The sequence below is a fragment of the Streptococcus sp. WB01_FAA12 genome (genome assembly GCF_012843315.1).
Lineage (GTDB): Bacteria > Bacillota > Bacilli > Lactobacillales > Streptococcaceae > Streptococcus.
In genome coordinates this window covers 420,705-441,733 of record NZ_JABAEX010000001.1, presented here as the reverse complement: position 1 = coordinate 441,733, position 21,029 = coordinate 420,705, and the positions used below count along the sequence as shown (strand labels likewise).

Annotated in this window: 29 protein-coding genes and 2 pseudogenes; 22 read left to right on the top strand and 9 right to left on the bottom strand. The window is 39.1% G+C overall.

From position 1 onward, the window contains the following. Positions 1-20: 20 nt before the first annotated feature. A complete protein-coding gene (gene gdhA, locus HF881_RS02160) occupies positions 21-1,367 on the bottom strand; it encodes an NADP-specific glutamate dehydrogenase (protein ID WP_125441106.1) in 1,347 nt (448 codons plus the stop codon). A gap of 205 nt (positions 1,368-1,572) precedes the next feature. Between gdhA and HF881_RS02155 the strand changes: the two genes are divergently transcribed. From HF881_RS02155 to HF881_RS02125, 7 genes are all read left to right on the top strand, one after another. Continuing rightward, a complete protein-coding gene (locus HF881_RS02155; protein WP_000255166.1) occupies positions 1,573-2,508 on the top strand; it encodes a dihydroorotate oxidase in 936 nt (311 codons plus the stop codon). A 32-nt stretch (positions 2,509-2,540) separates the two neighbouring features. Continuing rightward, positions 2,541-3,578, top strand: a complete 1,038-nt coding sequence (gene holA, locus HF881_RS02150; RefSeq protein WP_169446244.1) for a DNA polymerase III subunit delta — start codon at positions 2,541-2,543, stop codon at positions 3,576-3,578. A 69-nt stretch (positions 3,579-3,647) separates the two neighbouring features. After that, positions 3,648-4,253, top strand: a complete 606-nt coding sequence (sodA, locus tag HF881_RS02145; RefSeq protein WP_169446243.1) for a superoxide dismutase SodA — start codon at positions 3,648-3,650, stop codon at positions 4,251-4,253. Between the two features lie 154 nt (positions 4,254-4,407). Further along, entirely contained in the window at positions 4,408-4,938 is a 531-nt protein-coding gene (locus HF881_RS02140; protein WP_001224366.1) for a YutD family protein, read from the top strand. A 20-nt stretch (positions 4,939-4,958) separates the two neighbouring features. Continuing rightward, positions 4,959-6,044 (top strand): 23S rRNA (adenine(2503)-C(2))-methyltransferase RlmN, encoded by a 1,086-nt coding sequence (gene rlmN, locus HF881_RS02135; protein WP_169446242.1) that lies wholly within the window; start codon positions 4,959-4,961, stop codon positions 6,042-6,044. Position 6,045: 1 nt separating this feature from the next. After that, the gene (locus tag HF881_RS02130; protein WP_169446241.1) at positions 6,046-6,525 is read left to right on the top strand and encodes a VanZ family protein; all 480 of its coding nucleotides are present in this window, start codon (positions 6,046-6,048) and stop codon (positions 6,523-6,525) included. A gap of 1 nt (position 6,526) precedes the next feature. Further along, a complete protein-coding gene (locus tag HF881_RS02125) occupies positions 6,527-8,068 on the top strand; it encodes an ABC-F family ATP-binding cassette domain-containing protein (protein ID WP_169446240.1) in 1,542 nt (513 codons plus the stop codon). 43 nt (positions 8,069-8,111) lie between these two features. On the opposite strand, the gene HF881_RS02120 is transcribed toward HF881_RS02125, so the two are convergent. From HF881_RS02120 to HF881_RS02100, 5 genes are all read right to left on the bottom strand, one after another. After that, entirely contained in the window at positions 8,112-8,351 is a 240-nt protein-coding gene (locus HF881_RS02120; RefSeq protein WP_000600214.1) for a zinc-ribbon domain-containing protein, read from the bottom strand. A 27-nt stretch (positions 8,352-8,378) separates the two neighbouring features. Then, positions 8,379-9,185: a peptidylprolyl isomerase gene (locus HF881_RS02115; protein ID WP_169446239.1), complete on the bottom strand. Its 807-nt coding sequence runs from the start codon at positions 9,183-9,185 to the stop codon at positions 8,379-8,381. 107 nt (positions 9,186-9,292) lie between these two features. Next, the gene (locus HF881_RS02110; protein ID WP_009013947.1) at positions 9,293-9,565 is read right to left on the bottom strand and encodes a hypothetical protein; all 273 of its coding nucleotides are present in this window, start codon (positions 9,563-9,565) and stop codon (positions 9,293-9,295) included. Positions 9,566-9,641: 76 nt separating this feature from the next. Further along, positions 9,642-9,866 carry a helix-turn-helix transcriptional regulator gene (locus HF881_RS02105; RefSeq protein ID WP_169446238.1) on the bottom strand — a complete coding sequence of 75 codons (225 nt, stop codon included), beginning with the start codon at positions 9,864-9,866 and terminating at the stop codon, positions 9,642-9,644. Between the two features lie 2 nt (positions 9,867-9,868). Beyond that, positions 9,869-10,465: a DUF3796 domain-containing protein gene (locus tag HF881_RS02100; RefSeq protein ID WP_169446237.1), complete on the bottom strand. Its 597-nt coding sequence runs from the start codon at positions 10,463-10,465 to the stop codon at positions 9,869-9,871. A 498-nt stretch (positions 10,466-10,963) separates the two neighbouring features. Here HF881_RS02100 and HF881_RS02095 point away from each other — a divergent pair, with 498 nt between their 5' ends. From HF881_RS02095 to HF881_RS02085, 4 genes and pseudogenes are all read left to right on the top strand, one after another. Continuing rightward, positions 10,964-11,572 carry a CadD family cadmium resistance transporter gene (locus tag HF881_RS02095; RefSeq protein WP_169446236.1) on the top strand — a complete coding sequence of 203 codons (609 nt, stop codon included), beginning with the start codon at positions 10,964-10,966 and terminating at the stop codon, positions 11,570-11,572. Positions 11,573-11,589: 17 nt separating this feature from the next. After that, on the top strand, positions 11,590-11,928 hold the full coding sequence (cadX, locus tag HF881_RS02090) for a Cd(II)/Zn(II)-sensing metalloregulatory transcriptional regulator CadX (RefSeq protein WP_000711078.1): 339 nt from the start codon (positions 11,590-11,592) through the stop codon (positions 11,926-11,928). Positions 11,929-11,978: 50 nt separating this feature from the next. Continuing rightward, positions 11,979-12,104: pseudogene (locus HF881_RS10460) on the top strand (XRE family transcriptional regulator); the annotation flags it as partial. A gap of 228 nt (positions 12,105-12,332) precedes the next feature. Then, on the top strand, positions 12,333-12,914 hold the full coding sequence (locus HF881_RS02085) for a TMEM175 family protein (protein WP_000711074.1): 582 nt from the start codon (positions 12,333-12,335) through the stop codon (positions 12,912-12,914). Between the two features lie 407 nt (positions 12,915-13,321). Here the strand turns inward: HF881_RS02085 and HF881_RS02075 are convergent. Then, positions 13,322-13,510 (bottom strand): annotated as a pseudogene (locus HF881_RS02075) (hypothetical protein). A gap of 177 nt (positions 13,511-13,687) precedes the next feature. Between HF881_RS02075 and rpsP the strand changes: the two are divergent. The 10 genes from rpsP to HF881_RS02025 all read left to right on the top strand — a co-directional run bounded on the left by rpsP (position 13,688) and on the right by HF881_RS02025 (position 19,757). Continuing rightward, positions 13,688-13,960 carry a 30S ribosomal protein S16 gene (rpsP, locus tag HF881_RS02070; protein ID WP_000268760.1) on the top strand — a complete coding sequence of 91 codons (273 nt, stop codon included), beginning with the start codon at positions 13,688-13,690 and terminating at the stop codon, positions 13,958-13,960. Between the two features lie 19 nt (positions 13,961-13,979). Next, the gene (gene kphA, locus HF881_RS02065; protein WP_000379617.1) at positions 13,980-14,219 is read left to right on the top strand and encodes an RNA-binding protein KphA; all 240 of its coding nucleotides are present in this window, start codon (positions 13,980-13,982) and stop codon (positions 14,217-14,219) included. 43 nt (positions 14,220-14,262) lie between these two features. Further along, positions 14,263-14,598 carry a MazG nucleotide pyrophosphohydrolase domain-containing protein gene (locus tag HF881_RS02060; protein ID WP_169446235.1) on the top strand — a complete coding sequence of 112 codons (336 nt, stop codon included), beginning with the start codon at positions 14,263-14,265 and terminating at the stop codon, positions 14,596-14,598. A 73-nt stretch (positions 14,599-14,671) separates the two neighbouring features. Then, positions 14,672-15,262, top strand: coding sequence for a putative immunity protein (locus tag HF881_RS02055; protein ID WP_169446234.1), 591 nt, complete (start codon positions 14,672-14,674; stop codon positions 15,260-15,262). A gap of 90 nt (positions 15,263-15,352) precedes the next feature. Then, positions 15,353-16,255 (top strand): DMT family transporter, encoded by a 903-nt coding sequence (locus HF881_RS02050; protein ID WP_169446233.1) that lies wholly within the window; start codon positions 15,353-15,355, stop codon positions 16,253-16,255. Positions 16,256-16,404: 149 nt separating this feature from the next. Continuing rightward, positions 16,405-17,262 (top strand): alpha/beta hydrolase, encoded by an 858-nt coding sequence (locus HF881_RS02045; RefSeq protein WP_169446232.1) that lies wholly within the window; start codon positions 16,405-16,407, stop codon positions 17,260-17,262. 98 nt (positions 17,263-17,360) lie between these two features. After that, positions 17,361-18,149 (top strand): alpha/beta hydrolase, encoded by a 789-nt coding sequence (locus tag HF881_RS02040; protein WP_169446231.1) that lies wholly within the window; start codon positions 17,361-17,363, stop codon positions 18,147-18,149. 30 nt (positions 18,150-18,179) lie between these two features. Further along, a complete protein-coding gene (gene rimM / locus HF881_RS02035; protein ID WP_169446230.1) occupies positions 18,180-18,698 on the top strand; it encodes a ribosome maturation factor RimM in 519 nt (172 codons plus the stop codon). Beyond that, a complete protein-coding gene (gene trmD / locus HF881_RS02030) occupies positions 18,688-19,407 on the top strand; it encodes a tRNA (guanosine(37)-N1)-methyltransferase TrmD (RefSeq protein ID WP_000686930.1) in 720 nt (239 codons plus the stop codon). Before rimM ends, trmD begins: the two co-directional genes overlap by 11 nt. Before the next feature lie 11 nt (positions 19,408-19,418). Further along, positions 19,419-19,757, top strand: coding sequence for an ATP cone domain-containing protein (locus tag HF881_RS02025; protein WP_001196053.1), 339 nt, complete (start codon positions 19,419-19,421; stop codon positions 19,755-19,757). A 25-nt stretch (positions 19,758-19,782) separates the two neighbouring features. Here the strand turns inward: HF881_RS02025 and HF881_RS02020 are convergent, their stop codons facing one another. Then, on the bottom strand, positions 19,783-20,103 hold the full coding sequence (locus tag HF881_RS02020; protein WP_169446229.1) for a hypothetical protein: 321 nt from the start codon (positions 20,101-20,103) through the stop codon (positions 19,783-19,785). A 104-nt stretch (positions 20,104-20,207) separates the two neighbouring features. Between HF881_RS02020 and HF881_RS02015 the strand changes: the two genes are divergently transcribed. Further along, positions 20,208-20,426, top strand: coding sequence for a YdbC family protein (locus HF881_RS02015; protein WP_169446228.1), 219 nt, complete (start codon positions 20,208-20,210; stop codon positions 20,424-20,426). Between the two features lie 37 nt (positions 20,427-20,463). Here the strand turns inward: HF881_RS02015 and HF881_RS02010 are convergent, their stop codons facing one another. Continuing rightward, positions 20,464-21,000: a biotin transporter BioY gene (locus tag HF881_RS02010; protein WP_000709014.1), complete on the bottom strand. Its 537-nt coding sequence runs from the start codon at positions 20,998-21,000 to the stop codon at positions 20,464-20,466. Between the last annotated feature and the right edge of the window lie 29 nt (positions 21,001-21,029).

Here is a 21,029-nt window from a genome sequence, read left to right as displayed (position 1 = left end):
CGATAGGATGTATCGACTAATTAAACAATACCTTGTGCAATCATAGCGTTTGTTACGTTTTCGAAGGCAGCGATATTTGCTCCTGCAAGGTAGTCAGTACCAAGTCCGTATGTTTCAGCAGTTGTTTTAGCTGTATTGAAGATGTTTGTCATGATGTCTTTGAGGCGTCCATCAACTTCTTCACGGGTCCATGAAAGGCGAAGGCTGTTTTGGCTCATTTCAAGCGCTGATACAGCTACACCACCAGCGTTGGCAGCTTTGGCAGGTCCGTAAAGGATTCCGTTTTCTTTGTAGACTTTAATCGCATCAAGGTCACTAGGCATGTTAGCACCTTCAGATACACAGATAACGCCTTGAGCAACCAAACGTTTAGCTGCTTCACCGTTGATTTCGTTTTGAGTCGCACATGGAAGAGCGATGTCGTAGTTACCAGCGTAAGTCCATACAGAACCTTCATGGTAAGTAGCAGTTGCTTTCTCAGCTGCATACTCAGTCAAACGAGCACGGCGTTTTTCTTTAACATCAACCAAAAGATCGAAGTCAATACCATTTTCGTCGATGACATAACCATTTGAGTCAGATACAGAGATAACAGTTGCACCAAGTTCAGTCGCTTTTTGAAGAGCATATTGAGCTACGTTACCAGAACCTGAAATTACCACTTTCTTACCAGCAAAACTGTTACCATTAGCTTTGAGCATTTCTTCAGTGTAGTAAACCAATCCATAACCAGTTGCTTCTGGACGAATCAAGCTACCACCAAATCCAAGAGGTTTACCAGTCAAGACACCCGCATCAAATTGGTTAAGACGTTTGTATTGTCCGTAAAGGTAACCAATTTCACGTCCTCCAACACCGATATCACCAGCAGGTACATCAAGAGATGGTCCGATGTATTTTTGCAATTCAGTCATGAAGCTTTGGCAGAAGCGCATCACTTCAGCATCAGTCTTCCCTTTAGGATCGAAGTCTGATCCACCTTTACCTCCACCGATTGGAAGTCCAGTCAAAACGTTTTTAAAGATTTGTTCGAAGCCAAGGAATTTCAAGATCCCTTGGTTTACAGTTGGGTGGAAACGAAGTCCGCCTTTATATGGTCCAACAGCTGAGTTGAATTGAACACGGTAACCACGGTTGACTTGGACTTTTCCCTCACGGTCCACCCAAGGAACACGGAAAGAAATCACGCGCTCAGGCTCAGTGATACGTGCCAAGATGTTTTCTTCGATATACTCAGGATGTTTTTCAAATACAGGTTCCAAAGTGCTGAAGAATTCTTCAACCGCCTGGAGAAATTCAGCCTCATGCCCGTTACGAGCTTTCACAGTTGCAAACACGCTTTGGATATAGTCTTTAGCAGATGTCATATCGTTCTCCTTTTTGTTGTTATATTTTATTACATGAGCCATTATAGCAGAATTTTTTTTGAGTGTAAAGAAAAAAACAGAAATTTTCTAAAAATTCTTTCAATTTACAAAACCGAACGTTTTATATAGAAATTAGTTTCTCAAAGAGAAAATCTTAAAGTATGGTATAATATTAGAAATAAAAGGAATCTGGAGGATCAGAATCATGGTATCAACGAAAACACAAATAGCTGGCTTTGAGTTTGATAATTGCTTGATGAATGCAGCAGGTGTGGCTTGTATGACGATAGAAGAGCTTGAAGGAGTCAAAAACTCAGCGGCGGGAACCTTTGTCACAAAGACAGCGACCTTGGACTTTCGTCAGGGGAATCCTGAACCACGTTATCAGGATGTTCCACTTGGTTCTATCAACTCCATGGGCTTACCAAATAATGGCTTAGACTACTATCTGGACTATCTTTTGGACTTGCAAGAAAAAGAGCCAAACCGAACTTTCTTCCTATCTTTAGTTGGCATGTCTCCAGAAGAAACACATGCCATCTTGAAAAAAGTTCAAGAGAGTGAATTCAAAGGACTGACAGAGCTTAATCTCTCTTGTCCAAACGTTCCAGGAAAACCTCAGATTGCCTATGATTTTGAAACAACAGACCGTATCTTGTCAGAGGTATTTGCCTACTTTACCAAACCTCTTGGAATCAAGTTGCCACCATATTTTGATATTGTCCACTTTGACCAAGCGGCAGCTATTTTTAACAAGTATCCACTCAAATTTGTTAACTGTGTTAACTCTATCGGGAATGGTCTCTATATCGAAGATGAGTCTGTCGTTATTCGCCCTAAAAACGGTTTTGGAGGCATTGGTGGAGAGTATATCAAACCGACTGCTCTAGCGAATGTGCACGCCTTTTACCAACGTTTAAATCCCCAAATCCAAATCATCGGAACGGGTGGCGTTCTTACGGGTCGTGATGCCTTTGAACATATCCTCTGCGGTGCGAGTATGGTGCAAGTAGGAACTACTCTTCACAAAGAAGGCGTAGGTGCTTTTGAACGCATTACCAATGAACTGAAAGCTATTATGGAGGAAAAAGGGTACGAGAGACTAGAAGATTTCCGTGGGAAATTACGCTATATTGATTAAGTTTAATAAAAAATCAGAAGAAAGGAGAGAAGATGCTAGCCATAGAAGAGAGTCAGAAGTTGACGTTATCAAATCTATCTAGCTTGAATCTATTTACTGGGACAGACCAGGGTCAGTTTGAAGTTATGAAGAGTCAAGTGTTGAAACAGATTGGTTATGATCCAGCTGATCTCAACTTTGCTTACTTTGATATGAAAGAAGTAGCTTATAAAGACTTAGAGTTGGAGCTGGTCAGTCTCCCCTTCTTTGCGGATGAGAAAATCGTGATATTAGACCATTTTGTCGATATCACAACAGCCAAGAAACGATTTTTAGCGGATGATGAGCTCAAGTCGTTTGAGGCATACCTTGATAACCCTTCGCCAACAACCAAGTTATTGATATTTGCAGAAGGAAAGCTAGATAGTAAGAGACGGCTGGTCAAATTGCTCAAACGAGATGCGACTGTCTTTGATGCTATTGAACCCAAGGAACAAGAACTCCGCCAATATTTCCAAAAATGGAGCCAAAAACAAGGTTTGCAGTTTGCGGAAAAGTCTTTTGAAAATCTACTCATCAAGTCTGGTTTTCAGTTTAGCGAAATCCAGAAAAATCTCCTCTTTTTACAGTCTTATAAGTCAGATGGCATGATAGAGGAGAAGGATATTGTCGAGGCTATTCCAAAGACTCTGCAGGACAATATTTTTGATTTGACTCAGCTTATCTTGGGCAAAAAGATCGATCAGGCCCGTGACCTGGTTAGAGACTTGACCTTGCAAGGGGAGGATGAAATCAAGCTCATAGCTGTCATGTTAGGACAGTTTCGTACCTTTACCCAAGTGAAGATTTTATCAGAATCTGGTCAGACGGAATCGCAGATTGTAAGCAGTTTGGGAACTTACTTGGGGCGCAATCCTAATCCTTATCAAATCAAGTTTGCACTGAGAGATTCGAGAGGGATTTCCTTAGATTTTCTCAAGCGATCGATTTCTTATTTGATTGAAACAGACTACCAGATTAAGACAGGTGTCTATGAAAAAGGCTACCTGTTTGAAAAGGCACTTTTGCAGATCGCGGCAGAAGCAAATTGAGCAAAAAACTTGAAAAAAGAGGATGATTGCGTTATCATTTTCATATAGAAAGAAAAAGAGGTATTACAGATGGCTATTATCTTACCAGACCTTCCATACGCATACGACGCTTTGGAACCATACATCGATGCAGAAACAATGCACTTGCACCATGACAAACACCATCAAACTTATGTCAACAATGCAAATGCAGCTCTTGACAAACACCCTGAAATCGGTGAAGACCTTGAAGTTTTGCTTGCTGATGTAGAATCTATCCCAGCTGATATCCGCCAAGCGCTTATCAACAATGGTGGTGGACACTTGAACCACGCTCTTTTCTGGGAATTGATGACTCCTGAAAAAACAGCCCCTTCAGCAGAACTTGCAGCAGCAATCAATGAAGCTTTCGGTTCTTTCGAAGAATTCCAAGCAGCCTTCACTGCAGCAGCTACAACTCGCTTTGGTTCTGGATGGGCTTGGTTGGTTGTTAACAAAGAAGGGAAGCTTGAAGTGATTTCAACAGCAAACCAAGACACACCAATCTCAGAAGGTAAAAAACCAATCTTGGGCTTGGACGTTTGGGAACATGCTTACTATGTGAAATACCGCAATGTTCGTCCTGACTATATCAAAGCTTTCTTCTCAGTGATTAACTGGAAAAAAGTAGATGAGCTTTACGCAGCAGCTAAATAAAAAATATGGAGGGAAGAGTCAATCTTCTCTTTTTAAGGTTATAAAGCAGAAGTCTGACAAAATCGTCAGACTTTTTTCATTTAAAGGATATTCGTGCCAACTTGTAGAAAATATGGTAAAATAGAGTGTTAAGTAATCATGGAAAAGGAAGACTATGCGTAAAGAAATTGCACCTGAATTATACAACTATAACAAGTTTCCTGGCCCAGAATTTCATGTGAATGGGGATAAGGTTGAGACTGAAGGGATTGCTTTTACCTTGGTTGAAAATATCAAGGATGCCTTCGATGTGACAGTCTTTAATCAACGCTTCTCAGAAGTGTTGACCAAGTTTGATTATGTCGTGGGGGACTGGAGTAATGAACAGCTCCGCCTACGTGGTTTTTACAAAGACGATCGAACAGAGGAAAAAATTGAAAAAATCAGTCGCTTACAGGACTATCTTTTGGAGTACTGTAGTTATGGTTGTGCCTATTTTGTTCTAGAAAACCAAGCACCTAAGCGGGCTTCATTTGACAAGAAAATGCGTAAAAAGGAGGAGGAAAACCTTCCTAGAAGAGGCAAGAAACCTTCGCAAAACAAGAGAAAACCAAATGCGGATAAGAGAAATAGACGTCGTCATAAGGATCAAAAGTCTCAGAAAGAGGACAAGGGACAGCGCCATTTTGTCATTCGTCAGAAATAGATAGAGAATAAGGAGAAGAGATGAAACCGTCTATTTATAGTTTAACACGTCAAACCATGCAAGAATGGGTATTAGAACAAGGAGAAAAGAAATTCCGAGCAGATCAAATCTGGGAATGGCTCTACCGTAAACGTGTCCAGTCATTTGAAGAAATGACCAACCTTTCCAAGGATTTGATTGCCAAGCTCAATGACCAGTTTGTGGTAAATCCATTGAAACAACGCATCGTACAAGAGTCGGCTGACGGTACTGTTAAGTATCTTTTCGAGTTGCCAGATGGGATGTTGATTGAGACAGTACTCATGCGTCAACACTACGGTTTGTCAGTCTGTGTGACCACTCAGGTTGGCTGTAATATTGGTTGTACCTTCTGTGCATCAGGCTTGATTAAGAAGCAACGCGATCTTAATAACGGGGAAATCGTAGCGCAGATTATGCTGGTTCAGAAATACTTTGATGAGCGTGGTCAGGACGAACGTGTCAGCCATATCGTTGTCATGGGAATTGGTGAACCATTTGATAACTACAACAATGTTTTGAATTTTGTCCGTACCGTCAATGATGACAAGGGGATGGCTATCGGTGCTCGTCACATCACGGTTTCAACCTCAGGTTTGGCCCATAAAATTCGTGACTTTGCTAATGAAGGCGTACAGGTCAATCTGGCTGTGTCTCTTCACGCACCCAATAATGAATTGCGCTCAAGCATCATGAAGATCAACCGTGCCTTTCCGATTGAAAAGCTCTTTGCAGCTATTGAGTACTATATCGAAACAACCAATCGCCGTATGACCTTTGAATATATCATGCTCAATGAAGTCAATGATAGTGTAGAACAAGCCTTGGAGTTGGCGGAGTTGCTCAAGAACATCAAGAAATTGTCTTATGTAAACTTGATTCCTTATAACCCTGTTAGTGAGCATGACCAATATAGCCGTAGTCCTAAAGAGCGCGTGATGGCCTTCTACGATACCCTCAAGAAAAAAGGGGTCAACTGTGTTGTCCGTCAAGAGCATGGTACAGATATTGATGCAGCTTGTGGACAATTACGCTCCAATACAATGAAACGTGACCGCCAGAAGGCAGTCGCAGCGGTAAATCCATAAAATGACTAAAAAAAGAGAATTAATCTTAAGATTGGGAGTGGCTATTTACAGTCTTTGCATTGTCTGTTTTTGCTTCACTCCCCAGCCTCAACTTCCTACAGGAGTGGAAACTCCAGGTATTCAAACTTTTGGACGCCTGGTTTTTCTTTTAACTCCCTTAAACTCCCTTTGGAATCTGGGTGAAGTGACTAGCTTTCTGCAGCTATTCTGGATATTTTTGCAAAATGCCTTAAATATACTCTTGCTCTTCCCACTGATTTTCCAACTTCTCTATCTTATGCCTGGTCTAAGAAATACTAAGAAAGTGATTTTGTTCAGTTTTTTACTAAGTCTAGGAATTGAGTGTACGCAACTAGTTTTAGATTTTTTCTTCGACTTTAATCGCGTCTTTGAGATTGATGATTTGTGGACCAATACCCTGGGAGGCTATTTGGCTTGGCTCCTCTATAAAGGACTGCATAAAAACAAGATAAGGAATTAAAATGAGTATTTTAGAAGTTAAAAATCTGAGTCATGGTTTTGGTGACCGTGCAATTTTTGAAGATGTGTCCTTCCGTCTCCTCAAGGGTGAACATATCGGTCTGGTCGGTGCCAATGGTGAAGGGAAATCAACCTTTATGAGCATCGTAACTGGTAAGATGTTACCAGATGAAGGGAAAGTTGAGTGGTCCAAATATGTGACTGCTGGTTACCTGGATCAACACTCAGTTCTGGCTGAAGGTCAAACTGTTCGTGATGTGCTCCGTACAGCCTTTGATGAGCTTTTCAAAGCAGAAGCACGTATCAATGACCTCTATATGGAAATGGCCGAAGACGGAGCGGATATCGATGCACTCATGGAAGAAGTTGGCGAACTCCAAGACCGTTTGGAGAGTCGTGATTTCTATACCTTGGATGCTAAGATTGATGAAGTGGCGCGTGCCCTTGGTGTCATGGACTTTGGCATGGATACGGATGTAACAGCATTATCAGGTGGACAAAGAACCAAGGTCCTTTTGGCTAAACTTCTCCTTGAAAAACCAGATATTTTGTTGCTTGACGAGCCAACCAACTACTTGGATGCTGAACACATTGACTGGCTTAAGCGTTATCTCCAAAACTATGAGAATGCCTTTGTCTTGATTTCGCACGATATTCCTTTCCTCAATGATGTGATTAATATCGTCTATCATGTGGAAAATCAACAGCTGACGCGTTACTCTGGTGATTACTACCAGTTCCAAGAAGTTTATGCCATGAAGAAATCTCAGCTGGAGGCAGCTTACGAACGTCAGCAGAAAGAGATAGCGGAACTAAAGGACTTTGTCGCTCGAAACAAAGCTCGTGTTGCAACACGTAATATGGCCATGTCCCGTCAGAAGAAATTGGATAAGATGGATATTATCGAACTCCAAAGCGAGAAACCAAAGCCATCCTTTGATTTCAAACCGGCTCGTACGCCAGGGCGATTTATCTTCCAAGCCAAGGACTTACAGATTGGTTATGACCGTCCACTTACCAAACCATTAAACCTCACCTTTGAACGCAATCAAAAGGTTGCCATTATTGGAGCCAATGGTATCGGGAAAACAACCCTCTTGAAGTCTCTCTTGGGCATTATTCCACCAATTGCTGGAGAAGTCGAACGTGGCGACTATCTAGAACTTGGCTACTTTGAGCAGGAAGTAGAAGGGGGCAATCGTCAGACGCCTCTAGAAGCGGTCTGGAATGCCTTTCCAGCACTCAATCAAGCAGAAGTCCGTGCAGCCCTTGCTCGTTGTGGCTTGACAACCAAACATATCGAAAGTCAGATTCAGGTCTTGTCAGGTGGGGAACAGGCCAAGGTGCGTTTCTGTCTCTTGATGAACCGTGAAAACAACGTTTTAGTGCTGGACGAGCCAACCAACCACCTAGATGTGGATGCCAAGGATGAACTCAAACGTGCTCTGAAAGAGTATAAGGGTTCAATCCTCATGGTTTGCCACGAGCCAGACTTCTATGAAGGCTGGATGGACCAAATCTGGGACTTTAACAAGTTAACTTAAAAGCACTAAAAAAGCCAAGTCGAAATGACTTGGCCTTTTTTGACTAGTAATTTAAATAGTTTTCAACTTCAGATTTCTCAATTTCTTTACCGTAGTGGCAAATCGGACAAGAAACGAAGTAACTTTTACCATAAGGAAAAAGTGGAATCCAGTAGAGGGTAAATTTGCGCCCTGTTTCAACAATTTCCCACGTGTCGACATTGTTACAGTGACCACATTCGATCGCAGTTTGCGTATGTCCCAAATCTTTCTGATAACCTTTAGAACCCCAAAATAGAATCATATCATCGTCTCCTTATCTGTTGATGGTTTATTTCTTGCTGAAGTCGTAGTCTTTCACCACTTCGATACTATCGATAGTGATAGCAGACGTTGGTTTGTCTTTCTCATCTTTTTCAGCTTTGGCAATCTTGTCAACAACGTCCATGCCATCGATGACTTGACCAAAGACAGGGTGTTTGCCATCTAGACTAGGATTTCCGCCTTCTTTATAGGCTTCGATGATTTTCTTAGGATACTTGCTGGTAGGAAGTTTAGTTGAAATATCTGTCGAGTTTTGGTTGATGAAGAATTGGCTACCGTTGGTATTTGGTTGACCAGTGTTAGCCATAGCAAGGGCACCGCGGATATTGTATAGGTAAGGAGAGATTTCATTTTTGAAACCAGTTCCCTTGTCCTTCGTTTTGTCCTTATCATGCCAGATGGATTGGCCCCCTGTACCATCTCCCTTAGGATCTCCAGTTTGGACCATAAAGCCATCGATGACACGGTGGAAGGTGATTCCGTTATAGTAGCCTTCTTTAGCGTGAGTGAGGAAGTTTTCAACTGCTAGAGGAGCTAGTTTGGGGAAGAGTTTGATGCGAATATCACCCTGACTTGTGTGGAGAATGACTTCGGCTTCATCTTCAGCAACTTCCTTAGAAAGTTGAGGGAAGTTGGCATTTTCATTGGTCAAAGCGTCATTCAAATCTTTGGCAGCCTGAGCAGCTGCTTTTGAGCTTTCTTCTGCTGCAAGACTAGAGTCGACATAGTCATCACCACGGAGACCACGTTGGATACTAGTACATCCTGCAAGGGCAATAGATGATAGTAAAAGAAGGGTTGCTAGTTTTTTCATTGTTTTCCTCTCAAAAATTCATTTCTATCATTGTACCCTAAAAGGGAGGTGATTTCAAATATTTGTGACAAGGTAGTTTAAGAGGAAGCCGACAGAAAGTCGCTTGCTTAGAGATTTTTCTTTGGATGACGGTCGATAATGTCCTGGTACTGTTCCAGTATCTGCTCCCCCTTTGGAGTCAATTTGTAACCACGAATTGAAAAGTAACTTGCTAATTCTTCTTCTGAAAAGTTGTCACGAAGGGATTGGTCCAAATATGGAGCCCTCATCTTAGACAGTCCTGTCATTCCCTTGCTTTTCAGAATATTCTTTTTTATGGTGGCATTTAGATGGTCAAGTGAATCAAAAGCTGTCTTAATGACAGCATAACCTTTTTCCACAGAGTTTTTAGATGCTTTGGGGTATCAATATCATAAGTGTACTCAAAGTATTTAGGAAACCAGGTCTCGAAAAGAATTATGCTTCCTCTTTCTGTCTGAGTTCAAAGAGGCCTTCTACTTTAAGATTAAAAACTTGAGCAATTTTAAGAGCCATTTCCAGCGAAGGGTTGTAACGGTTATTTTCCAAGTGCAGAATTGTCTCGCGTCGCATGCCGATGAGGTCGGCTAACTCCTGCTGGGTCATGCCTGTGGACTCACGAACAGATTTGAGATTAGTAATAATTTTGCTTTCTTTGGCCATGCTTATCCTCTACGTTCCAAGATAAGATAGACAACCGAAAAGATGCAAATCAAGGCAGCTATGCTAATAAATATCTGTCCCATGTAAAGAGTGAGAGACCCCATATACCCAATGATAACTGCTAGGATCATCAGTGCGCCTAGTATAAAAACAAACATTAAGCTAGCTGCCTTTGCTAAATTAGCATAAAAGCGTTCGTCCGGAGTTTCCTTGACATTTTTTAAAGAGAAAAAACCAAATACAATCACTTCAATAACGAGGCCAATTCCCAAAATCCATTCTTTAATACCAGAACTTTCGCTTGGGGTCGCAACCCAAATCCCTACTGTATAAAAAATGCTTGCTGCAAACAAAAGTATCGTGTAAAGCTTAGCAGACAAGTCAAAAATAATCTTTCCCTTACCTTTCTGACTCTTATGAGGCCATGGTTTCATATGTAGCCAGCTCCAAATAGCTACAATTTGACCTGATACTGAAATACCAGCAATAACTAACTTGGGTCCCCAACTAAGATTAGAACCAAATAAAACAATAAAATCAATAAAGAGAGCTACGGCAATCATTGCAATGAGGCCACGCATTTTTTGACTTTTTTTCATGATAGACTCCTTTTTTGTGTTATAAATATATCACACTTAAATTTATAAAGCAAGAATTTATGTGTCAATGTGGCAATTATTTGAAAAAATTTTTTAATTAAAGACCTCGCTAGTCAAACAACTAAAGAATTCTTTGAAGCAATGCATCGTATTTGGTTTGATAGTTTCGTTAATAATATTTGATGATAAAGAATTTTTGGAAAATCTAGACACTGTATGAATCTCTACTTTTTTTCTTAGGCTTTTATAAAGTCTGTCAGAATAGGCTTTGTAGGTGTAGAAGTTAATTTTTACAGAAGTGAAGTAAGCATTCAATACGAATCAATACATAAGAAAAACTCTGATTTCAAGCGTTTTTTCTTTTTTCAATTTTAATACATATCACTATATTTCAGTCTAATCTCTACCTTCTTATCTATACTTTGATGGAGCTGAAGTTGACATCTACAAAGTTTAATGTTAAAATTCATTCAAAAATATATTTGAATGAGGTGTTTTATGATTCAAAATGTTGTTACTTCAATAATCCTGTATTCTGGGACAGCCGTAGACTTACTTATTATCCTAATGTTATTTTTTGCCAAAAGAAAAAGCAGAAAAGACATCATTAACATCTATTTAGGACAATTTCTAGGCTCTGTTAGTCTAATATTGCTAAGTTTACTTTTTGCATTTGTCTTAAATTATATTCCTAGTAAAGAGATTTTAGGTTTGCTCGGTTTGATTCCAATTTTCCTAGGGCTCAAAGTTTTGCTTTTAGGAGATTCTGATGGAGAAGCTATTGCAAAAGATGGTTTGCGAAAAGACAATAAAAACCTGATTTTTCTAGTCGCTATGATCACTTTTGCAAGTTGTGGCGCTGACAATATTGGTGTCTTTGTCCCATATTTTACCACCTTAAATTTAGCGAATTTGATAGTGACTTTACTTACTTTTCTAGTCCTGATTTATCTCTTGGTTTTTTCTGCCCAAAAATTAGCACAAGTCCCTTCTGTTGGAGAAACTTTGGAAAAATATAGCAGATGGTTTATTGCCGTTGTCTATTTAGGATTGGGGATGTATATCCTGATTGAAAACAACAGCTTTGACATGCTATGGGCTGTGTAAGGCTAGGAGAATAAATTATGAAAAAAGATAGTATCTGTCAAGTGGATGTTATAAATCAACAAAATGTTACAACCGCAACGAACTACCTTGAAAAGGAAAAAGTCCAAAAATCACTTCGCATTTTATCAAAATTTACCGATAATAAACAGATAAATATCATCTTTTATCTCCTTGCCGTCGAAGAACTCTGTGTCTGCGATATAGCCTGTTTATTAAATCTCAGTATGGCATCTGCCTCCCACCATCTTCGTAAACTAGCCAATCAAAACATCTTGGACACTAGAAGAGAGGGGAAAATTATATATTATTTTATAAAAGATGAGGAAATCAGAGATTTTTTTAATCAACTAGGATAACAACTATTTTTACTACTTTCTACTTTTCCATGATTATAGGGGGATTATATATGAAATTTTTTGAAGAAAATTATTCACAAGAAATACCTACTCGTATCAAAAATTTAAGAAAAAAATACAATATTACACAAAGCGAACTAGGCAATGCAGCTCAAGTTAGCCAAGTTGAAAAGGGAGGAATTTGAAAGAAAATGTATCTTTGATAGTAGTCATTTATTGTGAAATATGATATATTTATTAATTAGATGGATGAATATTTCTAAAGTTAAATAAAATATGACAGATACATGTTTTTTAGTGTATCTTGTTTGTACTCAAAGTATGAAATGAATATCTAATATTTAAGATTAATAAATATTATACGATGAGATAGAATGCTACAAAATGAAAGGTGATGTAATCTGATGAAGAAAGATAGATTAATTGCATTGACAGATGCGGTTCTAGCAATTATAATGACTATCCTAATCTTAGAATTAGAAAAACCAACGACACCAAGTCTTCAAGCTTTTTGGGATTTACGGCAAAATTTCTTTGCTTATTTTCTTTCCTTTTTCTGGTTAGGATCGTTATGGATGGCACTAAACACACTATGGGAAAAGGTTGAGAAAATTTCCCCACAAATTGTTTGGTGGAATTTGTTTCTTTTATTTTTTGTTTCATTTATGCCCTATGCTACTGGAATCGTTAGTAGTCATTTCATGAACCATACGGCACAGCTCTTTTATGGACTGATCGTTATTGTTTCAACGGTAGCAAACTGGTTTTTACATAAAGTAATTGATAAACCCAATATAGATCAGAAAGAATTACTTGAAGCTACCGCACAATATAGAAAGTTATTGATACCTGACCTAATAATTAAAGGAGTGGGATTGATTCTATCCTTAATTCTCTATCCTCCGATTATGATGTATAGTGTTTTAATTGCGGCATTTTACATCATAACTTTAAAAACACTATCTGAAAAAAGAGTGAATAACTAAAAAACGGTGACCAAAGTTAGGTGTATTATTTTAATGATTACAGACCTAAACTATTCCCCTATTTATAATTTATTGATTCATATTTTATGAAATTAAAAAGTAGATATCGTTCTGAAAATCCTTGATATTACGCTGTTTTTAGTCCAACTGAAACGCATACTTTCCAAACCAGATTTTAAGAAAGCTCGTAAAGCTAGGTAGTTTTCTAAACGTTAAAAACTAGCTACAATACAGCATTTACAACACTTCATGGTTCACACCATGGGGTGTTTTTGATGATTTTAAGCAAAATTCACACCATTTAATTGAAAGTTATTTAAATTAGATAAAAATTTGTTTTCTGAAAAAGTGGGAAAACATTGATTTTAAGCGAATTTTGAATCATATTCGAATGGGAGTTTTTAAAATCATGTTTCGGTTGTAAAAGTGCCAAAGTTGATTCTCCATAGGAGAATGATATCTCCTGCTAGTAAATCATCTGCTAATAGGTCCATGTGTCATTTGGGAACGGGCTTGAGATTTAGTAGCCAAGCTTCGACATCACGATTAAGAGAGATATAGGGCTTGACAGGGTAGTTATCAAAAGTAGTATTCATAAATTTTTTCTTTCTAATTTATCTCTATTAGTCTAATAAATTTCTAAAAAATTTAAAAATTTTTAACTCTGTCAAGTTTTTTTCTTGACACCTCTCGAAAATCTGTTATAATAGAACATGTGCTAAATAGCTTAGCTATTTCACCGAAATAAAAAATAAGAAAAGAGACATTAAAAAATGGCAGTTAAAATCCGTTTGACTCGTATGGGTTCTAAGAAAAAACCTTTCTACCGTATCAACGTAGCAGACTCACGTTCACCACGTGACGGACGTTTCATCGAAACAGTTGGAACTTACAACCCACTTGTTGCTGAAAACCAAGTAACTTTGAAAGAAGACCGCGTTCTTGCATGGTTGGCTGATGGAGCTCAACCTTCTGATACAGTTCGCAACATCCTTTCAAAAGAAGGCGTATTGAAGAAATTCCACGATTCTAAATTCTCAAAATAAGTTTAAAGTAGGTTGACAGATGGATACGATTGAAAATCTCATTATTGCGATTGTGAAACCCTTGATTTCACAACCAGATGCCTTAACTATCAAGATCGAAGACACACCAGAGTTTTTGGAGTATCACTTGGATCTTGACCAAAGCGATGTCGGTCGTGTTATCGGTCGTAAGGGTCGTACTATTTCTGCGATAAGAACGATTGTCTACTCTGTCCCAACTGAAGACAAAAAAGTAAGAATCGTTATCGATGAAAAATAAAGAAAGCGGGACAGATGTCTCGCTTTTTTGTTAGGAGGAGAAGATGAAGGATTTAACGTTTAGACAATTACAAGCCTATTTACTCGAACATTACCAACAGTCTCGGACTGAGGAAGGCCTCTTTATCAAGCTAGTGGAGGAAGTCGGAGAAGTAGCCGAGGTCTTGAATGGGCGCTCCGGTCGAAAAAAGGGCGTTCAGGACTCAAACGAGGAACTAGCCAAAGAACTGGCTGATATCATTCATTACACCGTCGCAATTGCAGCTATCAACGATATTGACCTAACCAAAACCATCTTTGAGAAAGATAAGAAGGCTGCCATTAAGTATCAGCATGAACGAGATTTGGAAGAATTTTTGGAAAACCTCCAAGAGAACTAGGAGTAATCTCTTTTCACTAATATGAAAGGTTTCTCCTAGCTTACGGTAGCTAGTAAGAAAGAATGAGAAAGCAATGAGACCAGAGGACTATGCATGGAATGAGTTTGAACGAACTGCCTATAAGACTAAAATGAATCACCTACCCAGTCCTTACAAAGTTGCCATTTGGGACGACTCTGAGAAAAGATTGGAACTAGAACAAATACTGGATAGACTTCCTCAGAAAGAACTAGCTCGATGGGCATTAGAGAACTCGCGAAATTTCTTATCTTTAATTGATATCGGTGATGAAGGTGAGAAAAATAAAATAATTCGGCAAGCTTATGAGGCTTTTGATGCACGATTGAGAAATGAGTTCTCACCTCATGAGTTGAGAAAAGCAGGTTTCGCAGCAAATCTCCTCTCTAAAAATGCCCAAAATCAAATCGCTAAGTACGCTGCCAGAGTTTTTGTACAAGCCATCTCAACTGCTCATATGAGAGGACATGCCATTGTTTCCGCGGATTATGCTATCAAAGTAAGGAATCTCCAAGAGGCAGACAAGTTAGAACTTGTGAGACAAGAACGAGAAAAGCAGATTAGACTCGCAGAGTCCTTTTTAAGCTATGTTGTAGATAAAGGGAGAAAGAAGGTACAAAATAGGAATCCTAGAAATAGCATCTAGGATTTTACTATGCTAAAATGGATAGACAGTCTCAAAGAATTCTAGTCAATTAATCTTGAGAATAGCTATTTTTAAAGGGAGTAACAATCTATGAACGAGAAAACAAAAGCATACCTAGCAGCCTTATCCTTTTCAGCAATCATTGGTTTTTCTTTTTTATTTACTAAGATTGCTTTGGGCTATGCTAGTCCTCTCACCAACTTAGCACATCGCTATACAATCGCTGCTTTGGTATTGGTCATCCTTCATCAAACAAAACTTATCAATGTGAGTTTAAGTAGAAAAGATATCCTTTCAATTCTGCCTATGAGTCTTTTCTATCCACTCCTCTTCTTTATTTTCCAATCCTTTGCTTTACAGTATATATCGTCTTCTGAAGCGGGAATTTTACAAGCGCTTGTCCCTATTTTTACTCTCTTTCTAGCATCGGTCTTTCTCAAGGAAAAGACAAGCTTGCTTCAAAAGTTCTTTTTATTTCTATCCGTAGCAGGAGTAGTTTTCATCTTCCTTAGCAAAGGAGCGAACTTTGGTGCTGATACTGCTAGCTTGGGCTTTGTCTTGATGTTGGGATCTGTTCTCGCCAATGCAATAAACAATATCCTCAGCAAGTCCAAAGGAGGTCGCTATCGGGCCATGGATATGACAGCTGTTGTGATATTTGTTGGCTTCGTCACCTTTAATACGCTGAGTCTGACCTCGCACTATCTAGAGGGAAACATATTAGCCTACTTAGAGCCGCTTGGAAAGCTACCCTATCTGCTTTCCATCCTCTATTTGGGAATACTAGCCTCTATTGTGACTGGTAGTCTCTCTATCTATGCTATCGTTCGCCTCGAGGCATCAACCGTCAGTGTCTTTGGTAATCTTGGAACAGTTTTGACCATTCTAGCCGGAGCCCTTATCCTCCACGAACCAATTTATAGCTACCATGTCATCGGAGCAACTTTGATTATTGCTGGAATTTTAGGCATGAATCTGATGAGAAAAAAGTAAAGATTGCTTAGCAGTCTTTTTCTTTATCCAAATGATGCAGAAAATTCAAAATTTTTAATGAAATCAAGTTTAGAAAGCGATGATTTTAATATAGCATGATAAAATAGATACAAAGAATGATATCAGGATAAAGAGGAGAGAGTGTAGAAATGAAGCCAAATGATATTGCTGAAGCTATTGCTTTTTATAACAGAGAGCCCGAGATGTTGAAACGTCACGTTATAGCAGTCGTAGATTGTGATTTGGTTGTTTATCATCGTCCTGGAAACGCAAGTAAAGGACATATTATTTTTTATCATGGAGCTTGTGGTCGTAGTCAGATGTGGGCTCATCAGTATGATGCCTTTGAAGGATTTGACCTCTACTTTGTGAATGTTAGAGGGCAGGGGGAATCACCTATGAAAGTTGGCCTACCTGACTTAGAAGGTGCTGTTCAAGATGTAGATGCTATTTTGTCCTATTTCCAGCTAGATAAGGTGATATTGGTTGGTCATTCTTGGGGAGGAAATCCACTTCAAGAGTACACCTATCGTCATCCAGAACGAGTTCTAGCCTTGGTCATGGTAGATAGTTGGGGACAGCATCGTTACCTATCAGATAAAGAAAGAGGTCGAATCAAATATAGTTCTCTTATGTATAAAACGATTCCTTGGAAGATGATTGCTGATAAAAACTCAAAAATGTGTACTGATAACCCTATCACAAGAGAATTGGTCAAGACGGCCATTATAGAAACTGGGCGAGATGTTTTCTTGAATCTTGGAATCACAGGTTTCTTGGCAGTCCATGAGATAGAAGGATATAAAGGAAATCCTCCCATGCTATTAGTAAGAGGAGAAAATGATTTTCCCAAACACCTAAAAATAATCTATGATGGTATTATTGCTCTAAATCCCAATGCGCGTCAAGTAACGATTTCAGACAGCAAACACCAACCGGTGAATGACCATCCTCAAGAGTTTAATCAGATAGTTGGTGATTTTTTTGAAGAGGTAGTAGCCTTGTAAGATAGGACCTATCCAACTTGTGAAAATCCCTGGAACGTGATAAAATAAAGGATAAGGGTTTTTAATAAATCATTGTTATAGAATGAGTGGATTTCTTTATGAAACGGTTTGAAGTAACTACAAAAATTGGCAGTCTCTCTGTTACTTATAAAAAGCAAAAGAAAGTGCTTGTTTGTTTAAATGGCGCAGGTTTGCTACCAAGTTATGAAAATTTTTCACTTATACTTGAAAAACTTCCTTCCACAATTGGTTATTTGACAATTGATTTTCCAAACACAGGTAGGAGTCCGATTCATGACCAATCTGGAAAAAATCTGGACAATCTTATAGACGCGGTTTATGAAGTACTTGAAGAATTGGCGATTTCTGAATATATACTTTGTGTACATAGTTTGAGTGGAATTTTAGCTTGCAAATTGCTCAACAAATCAATTAAGTGTAAGGCTTTACTAGCAATTGAACCAACAACTAAAAAAGTAATGTTTTCTGATTTTTCAGAAAATCCCTATCCAGAAATGGAAGAGCAGATGAGGTTGATTGACGAGTGTGGTCCTGAACTTTATTTTAAGAACTTAACTCAAGCAACATTTAGTCCTGAAACTAATAAAGAAATCTGGAAAATAATGCAAGAAAAAGGCTCAGAGTTGGAAAATCAAGATACAAAATTTCGAATATCTGGAGAGATTACTGAGGAAGATTTTGAGAATGTATCTATAGAAGCTCATGTCCCTGTATTTATTTTTTGTCAGGCTTATAGAGAAAAAGAGTACAGAGACTCAGAATATTGGACTTCCAATACTAAACTCATTTTGGGAGGGAATCACCACTATTTACAATGGTCAGAATCAGAAAAAATTGCGACTATTATTCGAGAATTGTCAGAATAAGATGGAAAGAAGGAGAGTACAGGAGACAAGATGAACTACTTTAATGTTGGAAAAATCGTCAATACGCAGGGTCTACAGGGTGAGATGCGAGTCTTGTCTGTGACGGATTTTGCTGAGGAACGCTTTAAAAAAGGGGCAGAGCTGGCCTTATTCGATGAAAAAGACCAGTTTGTTCAAACAGTGACCATCGCTAACCACCGTAAGCATAAGAATTTTGACATTATCAAATTCAAAGACATGTATCATATCAATGCGATTGAAAAATACAAGGGTTACAGTCTCAAGGTCTCTGAGGAAGACCTGAATGACTTAGACGATGGAGAATTCTACTATCACGAGATTATTGGTTTGGAAGTTTACGAGGGTGACAACTTGATTGGAACTATCAAGGAGATTCTACAACCAGGTGCTAATGATGTCTGGGTGGTCAAGAGAAAAGGAAAACGCGACCTACTCTTGCCTTACATTCCGCCAGTAGTTCTCAATGTTGATATTCCAAACAAGCGGGTCCAAGTGGAAATCTTAGAAGGACTAGATGATGAAGATTGATATTTTAACCCTTTTTCCTGAGATGTTTTCTCCGCTGGAGCACTCGATTGTTGGAAAGGCTCGAGAAAAAGGGCTCTTGGATATCCAGTATCATAATTTTCGAGAATATGCTGAAAAGGCCCGTCATGTTGACGATGAGCCCTACGGAGGCGGTCAGGGAATGTTGCTCCGCGCCCAACCTATTTTCGATGCTTTTGACGCCATTGAAAAGAAAAATCCCCGCGTCATTCTTCTCGATCCTGCTGGGAAACAGTTTGATCAGGCTTATGCTGAAGATTTGGCCCAGGAAGATGAGCTAATCTTTATCTGCGGTCACTACGAAGGATATGACGAGCGCATCAAGACCTTGGTAACAGACGAGATTTCTCTAGGAGACTATGTCTTGACTGGTGGTGAGTTGGCTGCCATGACCATGATTGATGCTACGGTTCGCCTGATTCCTGAAGTGATTGGCAAGGAGTCTAGTCATCAAGACGATAGTTTTTCTTCAGGACTCCTCGAATATCCCCAATACACACGTCCTTATGACTATCGAGGCATGGTGGTTCCAGATGTGCTTATGAGTGGGCACCATGAGAAGATTCGTCAGTGGCGACTTTATGAGAGTTTAAAGAAAACCTACGAGCGCAGACCAGACTTGCTAGAAAACTATCAACTAACAGCCGAAGAAGAAAAGATGCTGGCTGAAATCAAAGAAAACAAAGAATAAAGGAGAACCTTATGCAAGTAATCAAACGTAACGGAGAAGTTGCTGACTTTGATCCAGATAAAATTTACCAAGCTGTCCTAAAAGCAGCTCAGACAGTTTATGTTTTGACAGATGATCTACGTCAAAACCTAGCTCAAGTCACTAAAAAAGTAGTCTTGGACTTGGAAGAAGCAAAAGTAGAACGTGCAACTATCAGTATGATCCAATCAATGGTTGAAAATCGTTTGTTGGGAGCGGGTTACATCACCATCGCAGAACATTACATCTCTTACCGCTTGCAACGTGATTTGGAGAGAAGTGGTTATGGTGACCATATCGCAGTTCACCTTCATTTTGAACAAATCCGTTAAGAAAAAGAGTGGGATGAAAAGCATCTCACTCTTTCTTAAATCTATTTTTCTGAGCTGTTTGTACAGTTGAAGGGACGAAACGAAGTCTTTTGATGTCAGCGATTCGGATGATACGAGTTACATTTTTTGTAAAATTTTTGACAACAATTTGCTGACGGCTGGTATCATATTTGACAATATCACCTGTAAAACTTGTCTCAGCAAATATGACATGAACAGCCGTTTTTTTCTGGATGGCCTGTTCAATTGTGCTAATAAGGGAGTCGTTTTCAGAATAATCTTGTTCATTATGTCCACTGAGAAAGTCTTGTATCTTATCTAAGACTTGCTTGAATGTGTACGTCATAGGCATCTCCCTTCTTATCTATCCACATTATATAAAATTTTCCTAAAAACTACAAGATTTTTACGAATAGACTAGAGAAAGCATATCACAAAAAGGAGTTAAAAATGGCAGAATTTACATTTGAAATCGAAGAACACTTACTGACCTTGTCTGAAAATGAAAAAGGATGGACAAAAGAACTAAACCGAGTTAGCTTTAATGGTGCGCCAGCAAAGTTTGATATTCGTTCTTGGAGCCCTGACCATACCAAAATGGGAAAAGGAATTACTCTTTCCAATGAAGAATTTCAGGTAATGGTAGATGCCTTTAAAGGAAACCAATAAAAGGATATTGAGTTTTTGACTCAGTATCCTTTTTGGGTTAAATTGAGAAGTATGCTTGTCCCCTAAGTCGTTGTAATAGTAGGCGACCAATGAAACTAATCGCAATGATCTTACCAAGATCAGGGAGGATAAAAGGAAGGACACCAACTGCTAGTGCCTTATCGAATGGCATACCAGCAAGGAAGTGGAGGCTGAGAATACCCCCGACAAAGACGAGGGAATCACCCAAGAGGTTGGCTAGGAAAATGCGGATATGGCCACTATTTTGATGGATGAGATAAGATGTAAGTCCTGCATAGACAAGGTCGAACCAGAGATAGCCTGCGCTTGGACCAACTAAAACGTGAAATCCAGCTCCTCCCCCTGCAAAGACAGGTAGACCAATGGCACCCAGCAGGAGATAGAGAGCAACAGATAGGACGGCTTCCCTTGGTCTAAAAACAGTTGCAATCAGACCGATCGCAAAGTTTTGTAGAGTGAAGGGGACAGGACCGATCGGCAGGCTGATTTGTGCTAATACGGCGATGAGTGCAGCACCGATAGCAGGGATAGCATAGATATGAGCTTTTTTCAAAACTGTTAACCTCTTTTCAAAATTATAGT